This window comes from Prevotella sp. AM34-19LB (assembly GCF_003468525.1).
Classification (GTDB): domain Bacteria; phylum Bacteroidota; class Bacteroidia; order Bacteroidales; family Bacteroidaceae; genus Prevotella.
The window spans coordinates 1-13,980 of record NZ_QSIG01000065.1; the positions used below are offsets into that span (position 1 = coordinate 1).

Sequence of the window (13,980 nt, forward strand, 5' to 3'; positions counted from 1 at the left end):
CTGTTCAAGACAGACTTTGGTTAAAGACCATGCTTTTCTGGTTAAACCAGCGTATTACCTCAAGTCGCTTTATGGGGTAAGGGGATTTTGTGTCTGCGACATTTCTGTTGTGCAAGAAATATGTACAATAAAATGAATTTTGTCGCTTTGCAAGCAAAATCCCACTAAACCCTATAGGTTGCGGATTTGAGGTATACGTCTTTCCTTGCATCAGATGGAAGATGGGGTCAGGGATAGGAGAGATGGAGAAGAAATGCTTCTCTCCAAGTTTTCTGATGGTTTGCTCGCTGACGATATCTCCCGGCTTCTGCGCCTTGGATGGAAGGCAGCAAAGCATGGGAAGAGCAAGGTATAGGATGATGATCTTTTTCCAAAACATAATTCTTACTCCTTAATTTTTATTCTCTTAATTCTTTCTTGATTTAATTTCTCTTCTCCTTATTTTGATTCACAGGGATATAATGCGAATCCTTGATTTCGCCAATTACGATGATGCTATGGAGACTTCCGATGCAGTCGATATTTCCCAGGGTGTTGAGCATGAAGTCCTGATAATCCTTCATGTCCCGGGCATACACCTTGATCTGGAAGTCGTAATCGCCAGTGGTATTGTAGCATTCCGTTATCTGATCGATGGTTTGTACGGTATCCATGAATTGCTGAATCAAATCGTGGGTGTGCTGCTTCAGTCGGATATTGCAGAGCACAATCACGTTGTGTCCCATCTTGTGATGATCTACGATTGCTCCGTATCGCTGGATGTATCCCTCTCGCTCCAGTCGCTTCTGTCGTTCGAAGGTAGGAGAAGGGGAGAGGTGTACTCTTGCTGCAAGTTCCTTCACGGTGAGTCGGGAGTTCTGCTGCAGTAACTTGAGTATCTTAATATCGATTTCGTCGAGATTTTCTTCTGTAGCCATTGTTCCTTTTCTTTCTGTTTTATAGTTTCTTTGTTTCTCCTTTTAGCGTTTCTTGCAGAATAATATTCTGCTGATTTGCTGAATTCGATGCAAAGATAGCATATTTTTCTGAATTACGAAGAATATTTGGTAGATAAAATTCTTCTTCTTACCTTTGCACTCGCAATTCCGGATGCAAAGAGCCGTTCATCATAAGATAATGGCAAAGTAAGAGTCATTCATCATTAAAAAATATAGGAGATAAAATAATGAGCAACGTAAGAAATATACATTTTGAGGCAGTGGGCAGCTATTTGCGTCCTGCAGAGTTGAAAGAAGCAAGAGCCAAGTTTGCTGATGGCAAGATTTCTGCCACCGACCTTCGCTGTATCGAAGACCGCCTGATTACTGAGGTTATCAAACAGCAGAAGGCGCATCACCTGCCTTATATCACCGATGGCGAGTTCCGCCGAAGCTATTGGCATCTCGACTTTATGTGGGGATTCAATGGCGTGGAGCATATCGAACTGGAGCATGGCTACCAGTTTCATGGTGAGGAGACAACCAAGGGTTCTATCCAACTGACCGGCAAGATTACCGGCGAGAATCATCCTTTTATTAAGGATTTTCTGTTTGTGAAGCAGTTTGAGGAGTTGGATGCCAAGGATGAGTATATCTTCGAGGCAAAGCAGACGGTTCCGGCTCCTGCACAGTTTCTTGCGGAACTGTTTCGTGGCAAGAATGCCGAGAATACCCGCAAGTTCTATCCTAACACCACCCAACTGATAGAGGATATTGCCCAGGCTTATCGCACCTTCTTCCAGGAGATTTATGCAGCTGGTTGCCGCACCATCCAGCTCGATGATTGCACCTGGGGAATGATTGTGGATAGCGATTACTGGAAGGCCAAGGTGGGCAACGGCTTCACCCTTGAACAGGAAGCCCTGCAATATCTGAAGGTGAACAACCTTGCCATCGAGGGCAAACCGGAGGGATTGACTATCAACACCCACGTATGCCGTGGCAATTATCATTCCTGCTATGCCACCAAAGGTGCCTACGATGCCGTAGCTCCTTATCTTTTCGCTCATGAAGATGTAGATACCTTCTATCTGGAGTATGACGATGAGCGTTCGGGCGGTTTCGAACCATTGAAATATGTGGCAGATGGCAAGAAGGTGGTTCTGGGTTTGGTAACCTCTAAATCTCCTGTGTTGGAGGATAAGGCTACGGTCATCGCCAGAATCCACGAAGCTGCCAAGTATATTTCTCTCAATCACTTAAGCCTCAGTCCTCAATGCGGTTTTGCCTCTTGCGAAATTGGCAATAAACTGACTGATGCTGAGCAATGGGCAAAGATAGATCTGGTTAGAGAGATTTCTGAGGAAGTTTGGGGCTCTTCTTCTTTCTCCGATGCAGAATGATATAGCCGGATAGCAAAACCAGCGTTATCAGCAAACCGGAGATAAAGACGAAGAGGTCGGAAAGGGGACCTAAGAATGGAGAATAGCATCTACCTACGTGAAGCTCTAAAGCCACATTCCAAAGTGACATTGGGGTGGCAGAAAGCAACTCTGGGGTAGATGTTGTTTCACCTAAGTTCGCCCCTTTGCTATAATCGAAAATCACTTCTTTTTCTCCGAAGAAATCCTTGGAATAACCGCTGACCAAAGAACTGGAAATCGGAATCATCGATTTTCCTTGGTTGGCTTTCCCCGTGAAATAATCTACTATCAGATTCTTTTCCGGATTCCAACGGAACATACCGCTGAATGATCCTATCAGCCAGCCACCTTTGCCATCGCTTTCGAAAACATTCACTCCCATCGGACTTATCTTTGGCGATTGCTTCTTATCCAATAAAACCGGTTTTTGCAGAAATGCTCATCTACTCGCAGAAAACCTTCTGAGGTAGAAACAAGCCAGTTGCCCTCTGCTGCATCCCAACGGATAGCGCGAAGTTTATCGTGCCAGACATTTCCATCCTTCACCTTTTCCGTGGTTTTGTTCATTGCCAGAGGTATCATCAGTGGTGGGCGGAGACACATACCTGTTATCGATAGCCAAAGGGTTAGGATAATTGTGGTATATCCTAATTTATTATGCCATTTCGCATTGAGTACCATCTGTTTTCCAAGCTTCACCATTCTTTCTCTTGCCTGCAGTTGCTTCTGTCGGCGGATACGGTAAGGAAGAATGAAGAGGATGATGCCTGTAATCGACAAGATGATGAGCACGATGGCGATGGCATCCACCACCAATCTTCCGGCTAATCCGAAGAAAGCACCGCTATGTAGGTTCCAAACGGTCTTGAAAAGGGTAACTTCCGGAACAAAACCTTCCGGTTGACCGATGATTTTGCGGGTAACATTCGTCTTTTCGCTGATAGCATCCCTCTTTTCGTTGGCTGCATCCGTCTTCTTTCCGGATATTTCATAAACGGCAGAACGGGTCATGGCGATAATGCTTGTGCTATCTTTGGTCAATGTAATGTCGGCGATACGCTCTTCATTATCTGCGAGCGGAAACATCTTCCATTCTTTTCCGTCGAAGCGATATATATCCATCATGGCAGCACACCAGATTTCTCCGTTTTTCGTCTGCACGATGTTGCGGATATTCCTGCCATCCACGTTTTGGGGTAATCCCTTGTTTAAGTCTTTCCAGCTTTTCATCTCTGCATCAGTAAGCCATACGCCACCATAACCATACGCCAGGATGGAATCACTTGGAGTTTTGCTGATGCGGTGATTGATCTTGATAGAACCCTTGATGATGCCGTTGTTGAAATTCTTGATATGATAAGCCGATGGCATCAGACTTCTGCTTACTTCACAACCGGCGAATAGCTGGCGATGATTTAAAATGATACCTGATACGCAGAATACCAACATAAAGACAGACAGTACAAGTCCGAACCAACGATGGTATTTCTTCCATGTAAAACGTTTCTTCTTTTTTTCTCTCATTGTTGTTTTCTAATAAACATTGTTGTTTTCTACTAAATGGGTTGCAAAGGTAAGAATATCTATTTACTTCTGCAATACCCAAAAATAATGATTTGGAATGCTTCAGTCTTTGCTAATCTTTAGTTTCTTCACTTTTTCACTAAAAAAGTTTGGTGATTTCGTGATTTACTAGTAACTTTGCACCCCGAATAAAAAATCATCATTCATTAAGAACAATAAGAAACTAGAAAACAAGGAAAAATGGAATATATGTCTCAAGAAGGCTACGATGAGCTCGTGGCCGAACTTCAACACATGGTAAACGTAGAGTTGCCAGCCGTTCGTGATGCGATTGCTGAGGCTCGCGACAAGGGTGACCTCAGCGAGAATTTCGAGTATCATGCTGCCAAACGTGAGCAGGGCAAACTGTTGAGCCGCATCAGCTTCAAGCAGAAGGTTTTGGAGAATGCCCGTGTCATTGACAAGTCACGTCTGAAGAGCGATACCGTCGGCTTGTTGAGCAAGATTAAGATTACCAATCTCGCCAACAAGTGCAGCATGAGTTATGTTATCGTAAATCCTCACGAGGCTGATTTGCATAGTGGAAAAATCTCTATCAAGTCGCCTATCGCCAAGGCTCTTCTGGGTAAGAAGGCAGGTGATGAGGTAATGGTAAAGGTACCAGCCGGCTTGCTCAAATTCCGCCTGGATAGTGTTGAGTTATAACTTGATAGTGTTGAGTTATAATGTATTCTTTTAAAGGAAAACTCCCGATAATTTGAAACTGTTCAAATTATCGGGAGTTTCCCTTTTTTATAAATCTTATTGTAGTTCTTTTATAAATTCTATTCTAATATTTCTCCAGAATCTTATTCAGTAAGAAGGTGGCATTCTGGTTTCTTGCCACGCCCTTCTGTATCTTATAAGTATAGGTAACATCCGTGCCCAAATCTATCTCGAAACAATAGTTGTGGAATTTGCCTGATGCATCATTCTTCATCTTAGAGAGTTCCAAATCGTGGGTAGCAATGATACCGCTCACCGGCTGTTTGGCGATGGCTTCTAGGAATTTTCTCGAACCATTCAGTTTATCCAATGAATTCGTTCCCTTCAGAATCTCATCCAGAATAATCAGCGTTCGGAGTGATTCCTTATTGCCCGCTATACTTTCCTTGCAGTTTTTTCCCTCTGCACTTTCTTTGCAGAACTTCAGAAGCTCCTCCAATCTAATCAATTCAGCATTGAAATAAGAGATGCCATGCGTCAAATCATCGGTGGTTCTCATACTCGAGAACAATCTGAAACGTGAAATCTTCAGTTGATCCGCAAATACCGGCATACCCGCCATTGCCAGGATATAGTTCACGCCCAGCGAACGCAGGAAGGTACTCTTTCCCGCCATGTTGGCTCCGGTGATGATATAATAGTTGTCGTCCTTGATGGTGAAATCATTCTTCACCGCCTTGGCACCCAGGAAAGGATGATAGAGATTCTTACCCTCGAACACGATTTCCGGACTTCCCGAAACAAATTCCGCCTCTTCCGCCTCCGGATGATTATATCTGAAATCCGCCATCGAAACCATTGCATCCATCTCGCTGATGATATGCATCCATTCCTCCATCTTCACCATATAGGTATTCTTCCATTTCAGGAAACTGCGAACCAGGAAGAAATCGCTCAGCATGAAGGCATCGGTGAAGAAAAGACCCAGGAAGTTGCCTCTTCTGTCATACCCCTTCAATATCTTTTCCAGTTGGGCAAAGGAAGGCAGGGCATCTGCCAGGGATTTCTGCATCTCCTTGCCTAATTCGCTATGGAAATTGCGCCTGTTGATAAGCTGGAGTATCTGGGCATAGGCGATGAGCTGATGTCGAAGCTTGCAGCCATTGCTGTCTATCTTGTCAAGTGTCTGCTTGCAGACGAAGAATACCACCATGTATTGAACCAACACCCACCACAAGGCAAAATTCACCGAAACCATATCGCATATCGATAAAATCACGGAACCGATGACTCCGATAATCAGCAGCCATCCGATAACGAACGAAACCGGTGAACCAAACCATGCCGGCACCTCCATCTTCGAAACCTTCTGCATCGCATCCACCACTGCAGCAGAATCAATCTTCTTCATCTTGCCATTCACCATTTTGCCATCCGCAGTTTGGCTTCTGTTCTTTTCGCCAAGTGCCAGAAATTCCATTCGCCAGTTTTCGCCTTCTCCAGCCAATTCCTTCTGCAAATCTCTTCTTCTTTTGATATCTTCCATATTCAGAGGTGTTTCCCGGGTAAGATTCCTGGCGAGTGCCTCCGAACCGCCCGATGTGATGGTTCGGCAGATGCGGTTGAACAGCGAACTCTTGCCGAATACATCGAGGTCGAAGGAATAAGGATGCTGCGGATTCTGATAGGAATCGCCCGTCTCGAAAGGTGAAAAATCGCCCTCCCAAGCCTTGATTTCGTCCAGATAAACCTTGAGCAAAGCCGAAAGATGCTCTATCTTCTCCTTATTTTTGTCGTCAAGTCTTCTGATACCCAGATAGGCAATCAGGCACAACACCGCCCCCAACAGATAGTTCTGCGTATCCCCATCCAATGCGAAATAGCAGATCAGGAAGGCGAGGATGCCGCCGAAAGCCAGCAGCTCTTCTGTTATAAATCCCGTATTCTTACGCTTCAGGGCAGCCACCTCAGAAGCATATCGGCTTACATATTGTTGATAATTCTCCTTGATATTCATACTTCTTTATTCTTTTTCTTCTTGTTATTCATTTTGCTATTCATTTTGCATTCTATCTTGATTGCTAAAAATGAAATGCGCTGCAAATATACGAAACTTTTTGGGGAAATTTGCAGTGCATTGCAAATTTCTCGTGCTTCTGAGTGAAATTTGCAGTGCATTGCAAATTTCTTTCTGTAGAACTGATAACACTTTCTGTAAAACTGTATATCCGAGAATTTGTATTTATTTAGTTTTATTACCCGATACATCCTATAGTTTTTATCGCCCGATACATTCTATAGTATGCGTATATATAAGCCGATGTTGTGGCTATCATACTGATGAGATTCATACAGGTGAAGGCTGCCTGCTGGGTGTTACCTGCCAGATAAAACACTGCCGTCGGGAGGAGATGACAGAAATCAAGCCAGCGGTCTAGACCGATAAAAACTCTTAAAAATCATAACGTATCTTCTTGAATACCAGTATTTGTTGCTATCTTTGCACAGTATATACTAATAACGCTACGTGGATAAATACTAATAGCGCTACATGAGTATATACTAATAGGAATATAAGTTTAATCATGAGTAATATGAAGAAGATTTTCTTAGGATTGGCAGCAGCACTGATGTTGACAGCCTGCAACGAGAACAGACAGCCGGAGGCAATGAACAGCGTTGACTCTGCAAGTGTGGTAACCGATTTGATGATGAGTCGCAGAAGCATTCGTGCTTACAAGGATTCCGCAATCAGCCGTGATACCCTGAACGAGATTCTGAAATGCGGTATCCATGCGCCAAACGGGCAGAATCTGCAGTCGTACGAAATCAGAGTGATAGATTCTCCTGCACTCATCGATTCGATAACCCAAGCCGTGGTAAAGGATAATCCTAAGATAGCAGAGCGCAAGGGCTTCAAGAACATCTTCGTGAATGCTCCATGCGTGGTTTGCATCGCCTACGATACGACTTATGATATGGCGCAGATTGATTGCGGTTTGCTTGGCGAGAACATCATTCTTGCAGCATGGTCAAGGGGCATCGGTTCCTGCTGCCTGGGCAGTTCAGCCCGTTGGATACAGGATTCTCCGTCAGCCAAGCCTTACCTCGACCGCATGGCATTCTCCAAGAATTACAAGCTGCTCTACTGCATCGCCCTGGGGTATCCTGACGAATCGCCAGAGGCAAAGCCAAGACGCCAGGATATGATTAAGTTCATGGATTAAGACAGATGAAGGTTGATGTCCTGAAACAGGACATCAACGTTTGAAGATAGATATGCATCTTTTTGAAACATGTAGGCAAAATATGAAAGGGCAAGTTCTCAATAGAAGGGCAAAAGCTTTGTATATTGCCAGGTATTTGAAAGCTTTTGTCCTTACAGAGCGACAGTTTTGCATTCATAAGCACCCAGGACGATGCCCTTTCAGGGCGTGTGGGGCTTACATGCGAAACTTGAGTAAAGGGAACAAATTTTGTGCCTATACAGCATCGACCTTTGTACGTCCGATTATCTGAAATTTCAGATAAGAAGGATTTATCTGTTTGGATAGAAGAGCCGTTGAAGCTGGAGCGCAATCATAAATATTATATAGGTGTAGCTGTTATGGCAAGTAGCGGTAATGGTGAAATTCATTTTCCTGCTTATTTCAAGAAGGGCTGCGTAAGAAATCTGTGTACAGATAGGAAAAAGAATTTGCCAGTAACCTTGGGCGTTTCTCTTTATGGTATATCTGCAAAGCATCTTCAGTAAGTCTCCCCCACACGCTTACTTTTCTGTTCGTATGGGGGAACGATGTGTTTGGAACTTTATGCATTTTGCCTGTTTTTACTCCTTTATCTCTTTCATATTTGCAGGATTATAGGGAGTCAACTGCTGCATCTCCTGCTCTGTTGCTTCAGGCAAGGCAGGAATCTTGTTTCTGATGCAGAAATCGGTAATGGCGGCAGCTGATTCTTTGGGAGTAGAAGAATCCGGTTTGATGGATTGCTTCTTTTCTACATACTCCTTTCCCGTGATATATAGCTCGGTAATCACATGGATGAGTTGCTGCAGCTTGTCTTTCTTATGAGAGAAAAGATAGCTGTTGTCAGATTTCTGGAAGAGCAGGTCCTTGAAGGAATAGTAATCTTCAGGACTTATCTGATAGGTTTCCACCACATGGTCGTAGATATCTGTCTGGGTATAACCGAAAAGCTGGTGCGTCAGATTCTTGTAGGTAGGAAGCTGGTTGATTTCTATCTGACAGATATTCCGACTGCTGTCCGTTTGAATACTGCCTATTGTCTGCTGATTGAGCAGGACGAGTTGAGAGCCCAGTGAATCTTTCAGCTGATATTTCTTTCGATATTGTTCAATAAGTGTCTTCTCTTCCGGCCAAGGTCGGAAGGTTCCTTTGTCGCTGACCATGAATGCTCGCTTTTTGTCTTCGGAAACGAGTCGGCTGTTGTGAAGATTTCTTTTGGAATAGGCATTGAGATCCGTCTTTCCATTCTTCAGGTTGATGTAATACTCCACGATGCCGTCGTTGAAGTATTTCATTACAGAGTCGTTGGTCTGGTAACTGCGATAATATCCCTTAAGTCTGATGAAGTGAGGACGATTCCCTGTTACGTTCACATCCTCCAGTTTCTGTATTTTTGTGATATGTCCAGGCATCTTCTCTTCCTTGTTCTGTGCCATGAGACTGGTAGGAAGAAGGAGAAGAAGCACAAACAGATATTTCATATAATGATGATGTTTCATATTGATGATGCTTTAAAAAGAATACTTAATGATGTGTTTATATGAGCTGTTGCTTCTACAGGGAGGCTGCGCAGTTCTTCCTCAACCACATCCCGAAGAAGCGGTCGTAGATGATATAGCTGCCATTGTACTTGTAGATGAATTCTCTATTGATCAGCGTCTTGAGAGCAAGACTCACGCTGCTGGCAGCAGGCAAGTTGTGGCGGCTGATGAAATCCTGCGAAAGAATGGAGGTGACAGCCTTGTCCTGGGCAATGGCAGATAGAAGGGCTGCCTGATTGTCAGTAAGGGAATCGTAGTAATTCACGAATGCCACTTCCTGCTCGTTCACCAATTCCAGGGTTACATCATCAATTTCCGCTGTCGTAATTTCCTTTACGTTCTGATAGAGTCGGTTCAGAATATCCTGAATATACCAGGTTTGACCATCCACCTTATTATATAGATAGGCAAAGGTGTCAGGATCCATGGTCAGATTCCGGGTCCCCATCCATCTGTTGGCAAAATGATGATACTCATCCTGGTTGATGAGAGGAAGGTTGAGAATTTGCGAACTTTGATAGAATGGGCGCTTTGCCGACAGGAACATGTCGGTCATCATGTGCTGCTTGCTGCCTGCAAAGATGAAATATACATTCGGCAAAAACTGGATGTAGGAGCGTAGCAGGGCCTCTGTGCCATCTTCGGGATATTCGGCTATCTGCTGGAACTCATCGATGGCAATATAGATTCGTTTCTCCGATTGTTTCAGATACTCGAAGATATGTTTGAGAGAATCCTCGCTCTGGCTTGGTGAAACTGTAATCGAGAACGTAGGGATTCCCGTCATCTCATCAAACGACATCGTAGGCTTGTAGCCGGCAAAGAAAGTGGTAATCTTGCGCATGGCAGTTTGCGAGAAAGTATCAACCTTCCCGATAATCGTCTTTGCCAATAATTGGATGAATTGGCTCAGATTTCTTGTGGCATTGATGTCGAGATAGAAACAATGCGTTTCAGGCTCCTGCTTGCTGATGTTCTCAAAGACATGGTGTATGAGTCCCGTCTTTCCGATGCGTCGAGGAGAGATGAGGACGATGTTACGCTCATTCTGCAAAGCCTTCATGATGACTTCCGTCTCTTTTTTGCGGTCGCAGAAGTATTCTGCTCCCTTATATCCGTAGATAACAAATGGGTTATTCAGCTGTTCCATAACGTTTTATAGCTATTCCATATTTTGTGTTACATGTTTTATGAAATGCAAAGATACTACTTTTTATGTAACTATCGCCACTTCTTTTCCTAATAATTTTTAAAACTTGCATTTTGACAGTGCTTATCCATCAAAAAAACTACGCAGAAGAAAAATATCTCAATCTGTGAAACCAACTTTCATAGGTACATTTTAATTTTGCATCCAAAAAAGAATGTATTAATGTTGTATGATGATGGTTAAGCAAATATCAGATAAGAAAGATGTGGAGCCGATAGACTTGCTCCAGGCCTTTGAGATAATCGTAGAAAAGGCAAAAGGGTCTTCTCTCGGAGAAGAGTTTTATCAGAAAGTAGATCCGTATCTTGGTTTGGTTTCAGATAAACTGTGTATCTCCAAGCGAGCAAGTGTTATTATGGCTCTCTTTGCCGACCGGTGTTATGATACCCATATCCGGTTTTCTGATTTGACGGAATTCCTGGATTGCAGAATCCTGACATTGCTCAGATATTCCAACGAAACTCAGGAACTTATCGATAAGGAATATGTTTGTCAGAATCGGATTGAAGGATTCAGCTATAGTATCCCGATGGAGGTGATGGAGGCATTCCAGCATAATCGACGATATATTCCTTCGGATGTGGATAAATTCACAGCCAGAGAACTGTTTGATAAGTTTGATGAACTTTTCTCGAAATGCCGCTGCGAAAAACTGAACAAGCAGGTTTTGAGAAAGAAACTCAGAGCGCTGGTTGTCAAGAATAGCAACCTGGCATTTGTCAAGGCAATGGCTTTGTATGATATAAATGTGGAGGATAAAGATTTTCCGCTTTTCATCTTGCTGTGTACACTCTTTGTTATTGATGGCGATGATGACATCCGTTGCCATGACTTGGATTTCATCTATGAGGAAGGTGAGTCGGTCTGGCGATGGGCTAAGCGAGACCTTAGCCAAGGCAACCATCGTTTCTTGCAGAAAAAGTTCATAGAATATACCAACGATGACGCTTTGCCGACAGGGAATCCTTTAAGATTACAGACAGTGCGAAGAAGCTGCTCTTTTCGGAGATGAACCTTTCTGCTATACGAGGCTCCCGTCCTAAAGGTGGCATGTTATCCTTTGAGAGTATCAAGCCTAAACAGCTGTTTTACAACGATAAGGAACGTAAACTGGTAGAAGAACTCGCAGCTCTTTTGGATGAAAAGAATTTCCAGGGTATCCGAGACCGCTTGAAGGAAACCAATTTCAGAAGTGGCTTTGCCTGCCTTTTCTATGGTGCACCAGGTACCGGAAAGACGGAGACTGTTCTTCAGATAGCCAGGAAAACGGGTCGCGACCTTATCCAGGTTAGCATCTCGGAAATCAAGAGTATGTGGGTAGGGGAGAGCGAAAAGAACATCAAGGGTATCTTTGATGATTACAGAAAGATGGTGAAACAATCGGCAAAAACTCCTATTCTGCTATTCAATGAGGCAGATGCCATCATCGGCAAGCGTATGGTGGGTGCAGAGAAGGCGGTGGATAAGCTGGAGAACAATATCCAGAACATCATTCTTCAGGAGATAGAGCAGCTTGATGGCATTCTTGTTGCCACAACCAATCTTGCCGAGAATATGGACAAGGCCTTCGAGCGTCGTTTCCTCTATAAAGTGAAGTTTGAAAAGCCTGATTTGCATTGTCGTTTGCAGATTTGGCAAACGATGATATCATCTTTGAATGATGCTGATGCTTCTTTCCTTGCCGCTAGATATGATTTCAGTGGTGGTGAGATAGAAAACATTGCCCGCCATTATACCATTCAATCCATCTTGCATGGCAAACCGGCGAATATGCTCAAATCTCTTGTCGGGTATTGCGATAGTGAAAGGCTGGAAGGAAGAACCCCCAAGAGAAAGGTTGGGTTCTGATGCATCACCCATAAAGAAAAGGCGGTAAATACGAAAAATGTATTTGCCGCCTTTTTTCCTAGTTTCAGATGATTGTATCTGATATTTCTTGATTGATTAAATCTGATATTCCTTAATTGATTAAATCTGGTATTTCTTTGTGAGATTTCTCAATTTTTCGGCAATATCCTCCCTTAGCCATTGAGGTTCCAATACTTCCATGGTATCCATGTTGGAGAATATCTCCTGTTCAAAATCGAATTCAGGCTTCAGATGGTATTCAAAGATAGAATATTCATTTGTGCGCTCCGTTTCCTTTTGTGAGGTATGGAGAGGAAGGTTGCGGATATAGTTACTTTGGAATGCATCCACCTTGAGTACCACCTTTTGCACCTCAGAGTCCTCGTTGTTGATGATGCCGAAGCAATCCTTGAAATATTCAGCAGGATCCAGATCCTCTGGCAATTTGAATGTTTCTTCAGAGATGGTGACATTCTCCATACGGTCGAGCGCATAGCATCGGATGTCATCTGTGCCAGGACTGTAAGCCACCACATCCCAACGTTTCTTGAAAGCCTTTACGAAATAAGGATGAATATCAAATTCATGATACTCCTCTGTATTGAAGCTATAGTAGGATATGGAGATGACGCGGTTGTCACGCATCGCCTTGATGATGTCTTCCAGATAGTTTCTGCCAGAAGGCATATCTTCCAAGAGTACACGCTCCTTGAGCTTGCGACTGTTGCCAACCATGGCATTGAGGGAGAAGGCATTGAGCATCCAACTTCTGGCACTTCCTTCCTCGAAGCAGTCACCATACTCAATGTAATAGCGGTATCCGCTGCCACAGCTGATGCTGATTTCAAACAGTTCCTCGATGGAATGGAGGTTGTTGATGAAGGTACGGCGAGAGAGTTCCGTTCCTTCGCTGAGATCAGAATCCTTCCATCTGCTTTGGATTTCCTTTAAGGTGATGCCGCCCCTTTTTCTAGCCCGATGGATGGTTTCCACGAGCCAGACATATTTGTTCAATTGATTGATAGCCATATTCTGTTTCTTTTATTTTGGTACAAAGATAACGGAAAAGTAGGAAAATATGTTGCACAGGATAGATTTATTTCATGCTAATTTCAATTATTTCATCGTTTTGCGAAAATAAAACGAACCTGTGCAGCCAATTTACCCATGTCTTCTGTACTTTTGCACACAGGAAATAAAAAAATGAAATTTATATAATATCTTCCCGACTTTTCCGTTTTCTGATATAGACATTATAACAATACTGCGTTAAATTAACATTTAATCGTCTGTAAATCAATAACTTATATTAAGAAATGCTTATGAAAACTTAACTATAAAAAGTTGGTCAAGTCGCTGATTTTCAGTAACTTTGCAAATCACGACAAACGCAAAATTATATGAATACAGGACTTGACCAATATATGGATATCTTTAAAGATGCAGTTGAAGATTCGGCTGCAAAGTTAACAAAAAGTTTCGAGAAAATACTCATCGAGGTGATAATTTTGTTCATGGTAATACCAAGAAAGATAAATTTCACCCAAATGGGGAGGTATGGCT

At 43.2% G+C, this 13,980-nt stretch carries 13 protein-coding genes; 5 read left to right on the top strand and 8 right to left on the bottom strand.

The window, feature by feature from the left end:
* Positions 1 to 4: 4 nt before the first annotated feature.
* The gene (locus DW830_RS13960) at positions 5 to 379 is read right to left on the bottom strand and encodes a hypothetical protein (protein WP_119250314.1); all 375 of its coding nucleotides are present in this window, start codon (positions 377 to 379) and stop codon (positions 5 to 7) included.
* A gap of 43 nt (positions 380 to 422) precedes the next feature.
* Positions 423 to 917: an Lrp/AsnC family transcriptional regulator gene (locus DW830_RS13965; protein ID WP_089544952.1), complete on the bottom strand. Its 495-nt coding sequence runs from the start codon at positions 915 to 917 to the stop codon at positions 423 to 425.
* Between the two features lie 248 nt (positions 918 to 1,165).
* Between DW830_RS13965 and DW830_RS13970 the strand changes: the two genes are divergently transcribed.
* Complete coding sequence (locus DW830_RS13970) at positions 1,166 to 2,320, top strand: 5-methyltetrahydropteroyltriglutamate--homocysteine S-methyltransferase (protein WP_119250315.1); 1,155 nt, start codon at positions 1,166 to 1,168, stop codon at positions 2,318 to 2,320.
* On the opposite strand, the gene DW830_RS16760 is transcribed toward DW830_RS13970, so the two are convergent.
* Both DW830_RS16760 and DW830_RS13975 read right to left on the bottom strand, forming a co-directional pair.
* Positions 2,265 to 2,756 carry a PepSY domain-containing protein gene (locus DW830_RS16760; RefSeq protein ID WP_233544550.1) on the bottom strand — a complete coding sequence of 164 codons (492 nt, stop codon included), beginning with the start codon at positions 2,754 to 2,756 and terminating at the stop codon, positions 2,265 to 2,267. The two genes, DW830_RS13970 and DW830_RS16760, sit on opposite strands and share 56 nt — an antisense overlap.
* Positions 2,729 to 3,865 carry a PepSY domain-containing protein gene (locus DW830_RS13975; protein ID WP_233544551.1) on the bottom strand — a complete coding sequence of 379 codons (1,137 nt, stop codon included), beginning with the start codon at positions 3,863 to 3,865 and terminating at the stop codon, positions 2,729 to 2,731. Before DW830_RS13975 ends, DW830_RS16760 begins: the two co-directional genes overlap by 28 nt.
* 240 nt (positions 3,866 to 4,105) lie before the next feature.
* Here DW830_RS13975 and greA point away from each other — a divergent pair, with 240 nt between their 5' ends.
* A complete protein-coding gene (greA, locus tag DW830_RS13980; RefSeq protein WP_089544955.1) occupies positions 4,106 to 4,570 on the top strand; it encodes a transcription elongation factor GreA in 465 nt (154 codons plus the stop codon).
* Between the two features lie 124 nt (positions 4,571 to 4,694).
* Here greA and DW830_RS13985 read toward each other — a convergent pair whose 3' ends face one another.
* Entirely contained in the window at positions 4,695 to 6,587 is a 1,893-nt protein-coding gene (locus tag DW830_RS13985; protein ID WP_119250316.1) for a MutS-related protein, read from the bottom strand.
* A gap of 577 nt (positions 6,588 to 7,164) precedes the next feature.
* Between DW830_RS13985 and DW830_RS13995 the strand changes: the two genes are divergently transcribed.
* Entirely contained in the window at positions 7,165 to 7,797 is a 633-nt protein-coding gene (locus DW830_RS13995) for a nitroreductase family protein (protein WP_119250318.1), read from the top strand.
* A gap of 602 nt (positions 7,798 to 8,399) precedes the next feature.
* Here DW830_RS13995 and DW830_RS14005 read toward each other — a convergent pair.
* The gene (locus DW830_RS14005; protein ID WP_233544552.1) at positions 8,400 to 9,317 is read right to left on the bottom strand and encodes a hypothetical protein; all 918 of its coding nucleotides are present in this window, start codon (positions 9,315 to 9,317) and stop codon (positions 8,400 to 8,402) included.
* A 55-nt stretch (positions 9,318 to 9,372) separates the two neighbouring features.
* Positions 9,373 to 10,509, bottom strand: a complete 1,137-nt coding sequence (locus DW830_RS14010) for an AAA family ATPase (RefSeq protein ID WP_119250321.1) — start codon at positions 10,507 to 10,509, stop codon at positions 9,373 to 9,375.
* A gap of 235 nt (positions 10,510 to 10,744) precedes the next feature.
* Between DW830_RS14010 and DW830_RS16765 the strand changes: the two genes are divergently transcribed.
* Together DW830_RS16765 and DW830_RS16770 are read left to right on the top strand one after the other, a co-directional pair.
* Positions 10,745 to 11,581, top strand: a complete 837-nt coding sequence (locus tag DW830_RS16765; protein WP_233544553.1) for a hypothetical protein — start codon at positions 10,745 to 10,747, stop codon at positions 11,579 to 11,581.
* Positions 11,578 to 12,417, top strand: coding sequence for an ATP-binding protein (locus tag DW830_RS16770; RefSeq protein ID WP_233544554.1), 840 nt, complete (start codon positions 11,578 to 11,580; stop codon positions 12,415 to 12,417). Before DW830_RS16765 ends, DW830_RS16770 begins: the two co-directional genes overlap by 4 nt.
* Positions 12,418 to 12,537: 120 nt before the next feature.
* Here the strand turns inward: DW830_RS16770 and DW830_RS14020 are convergent, their stop codons facing one another.
* On the bottom strand, positions 12,538 to 13,446 hold the full coding sequence (locus DW830_RS14020; RefSeq protein WP_119250322.1) for a helix-turn-helix transcriptional regulator: 909 nt from the start codon (positions 13,444 to 13,446) through the stop codon (positions 12,538 to 12,540).
* Positions 13,447 to 13,980: the final 534 nt, after the last annotated feature.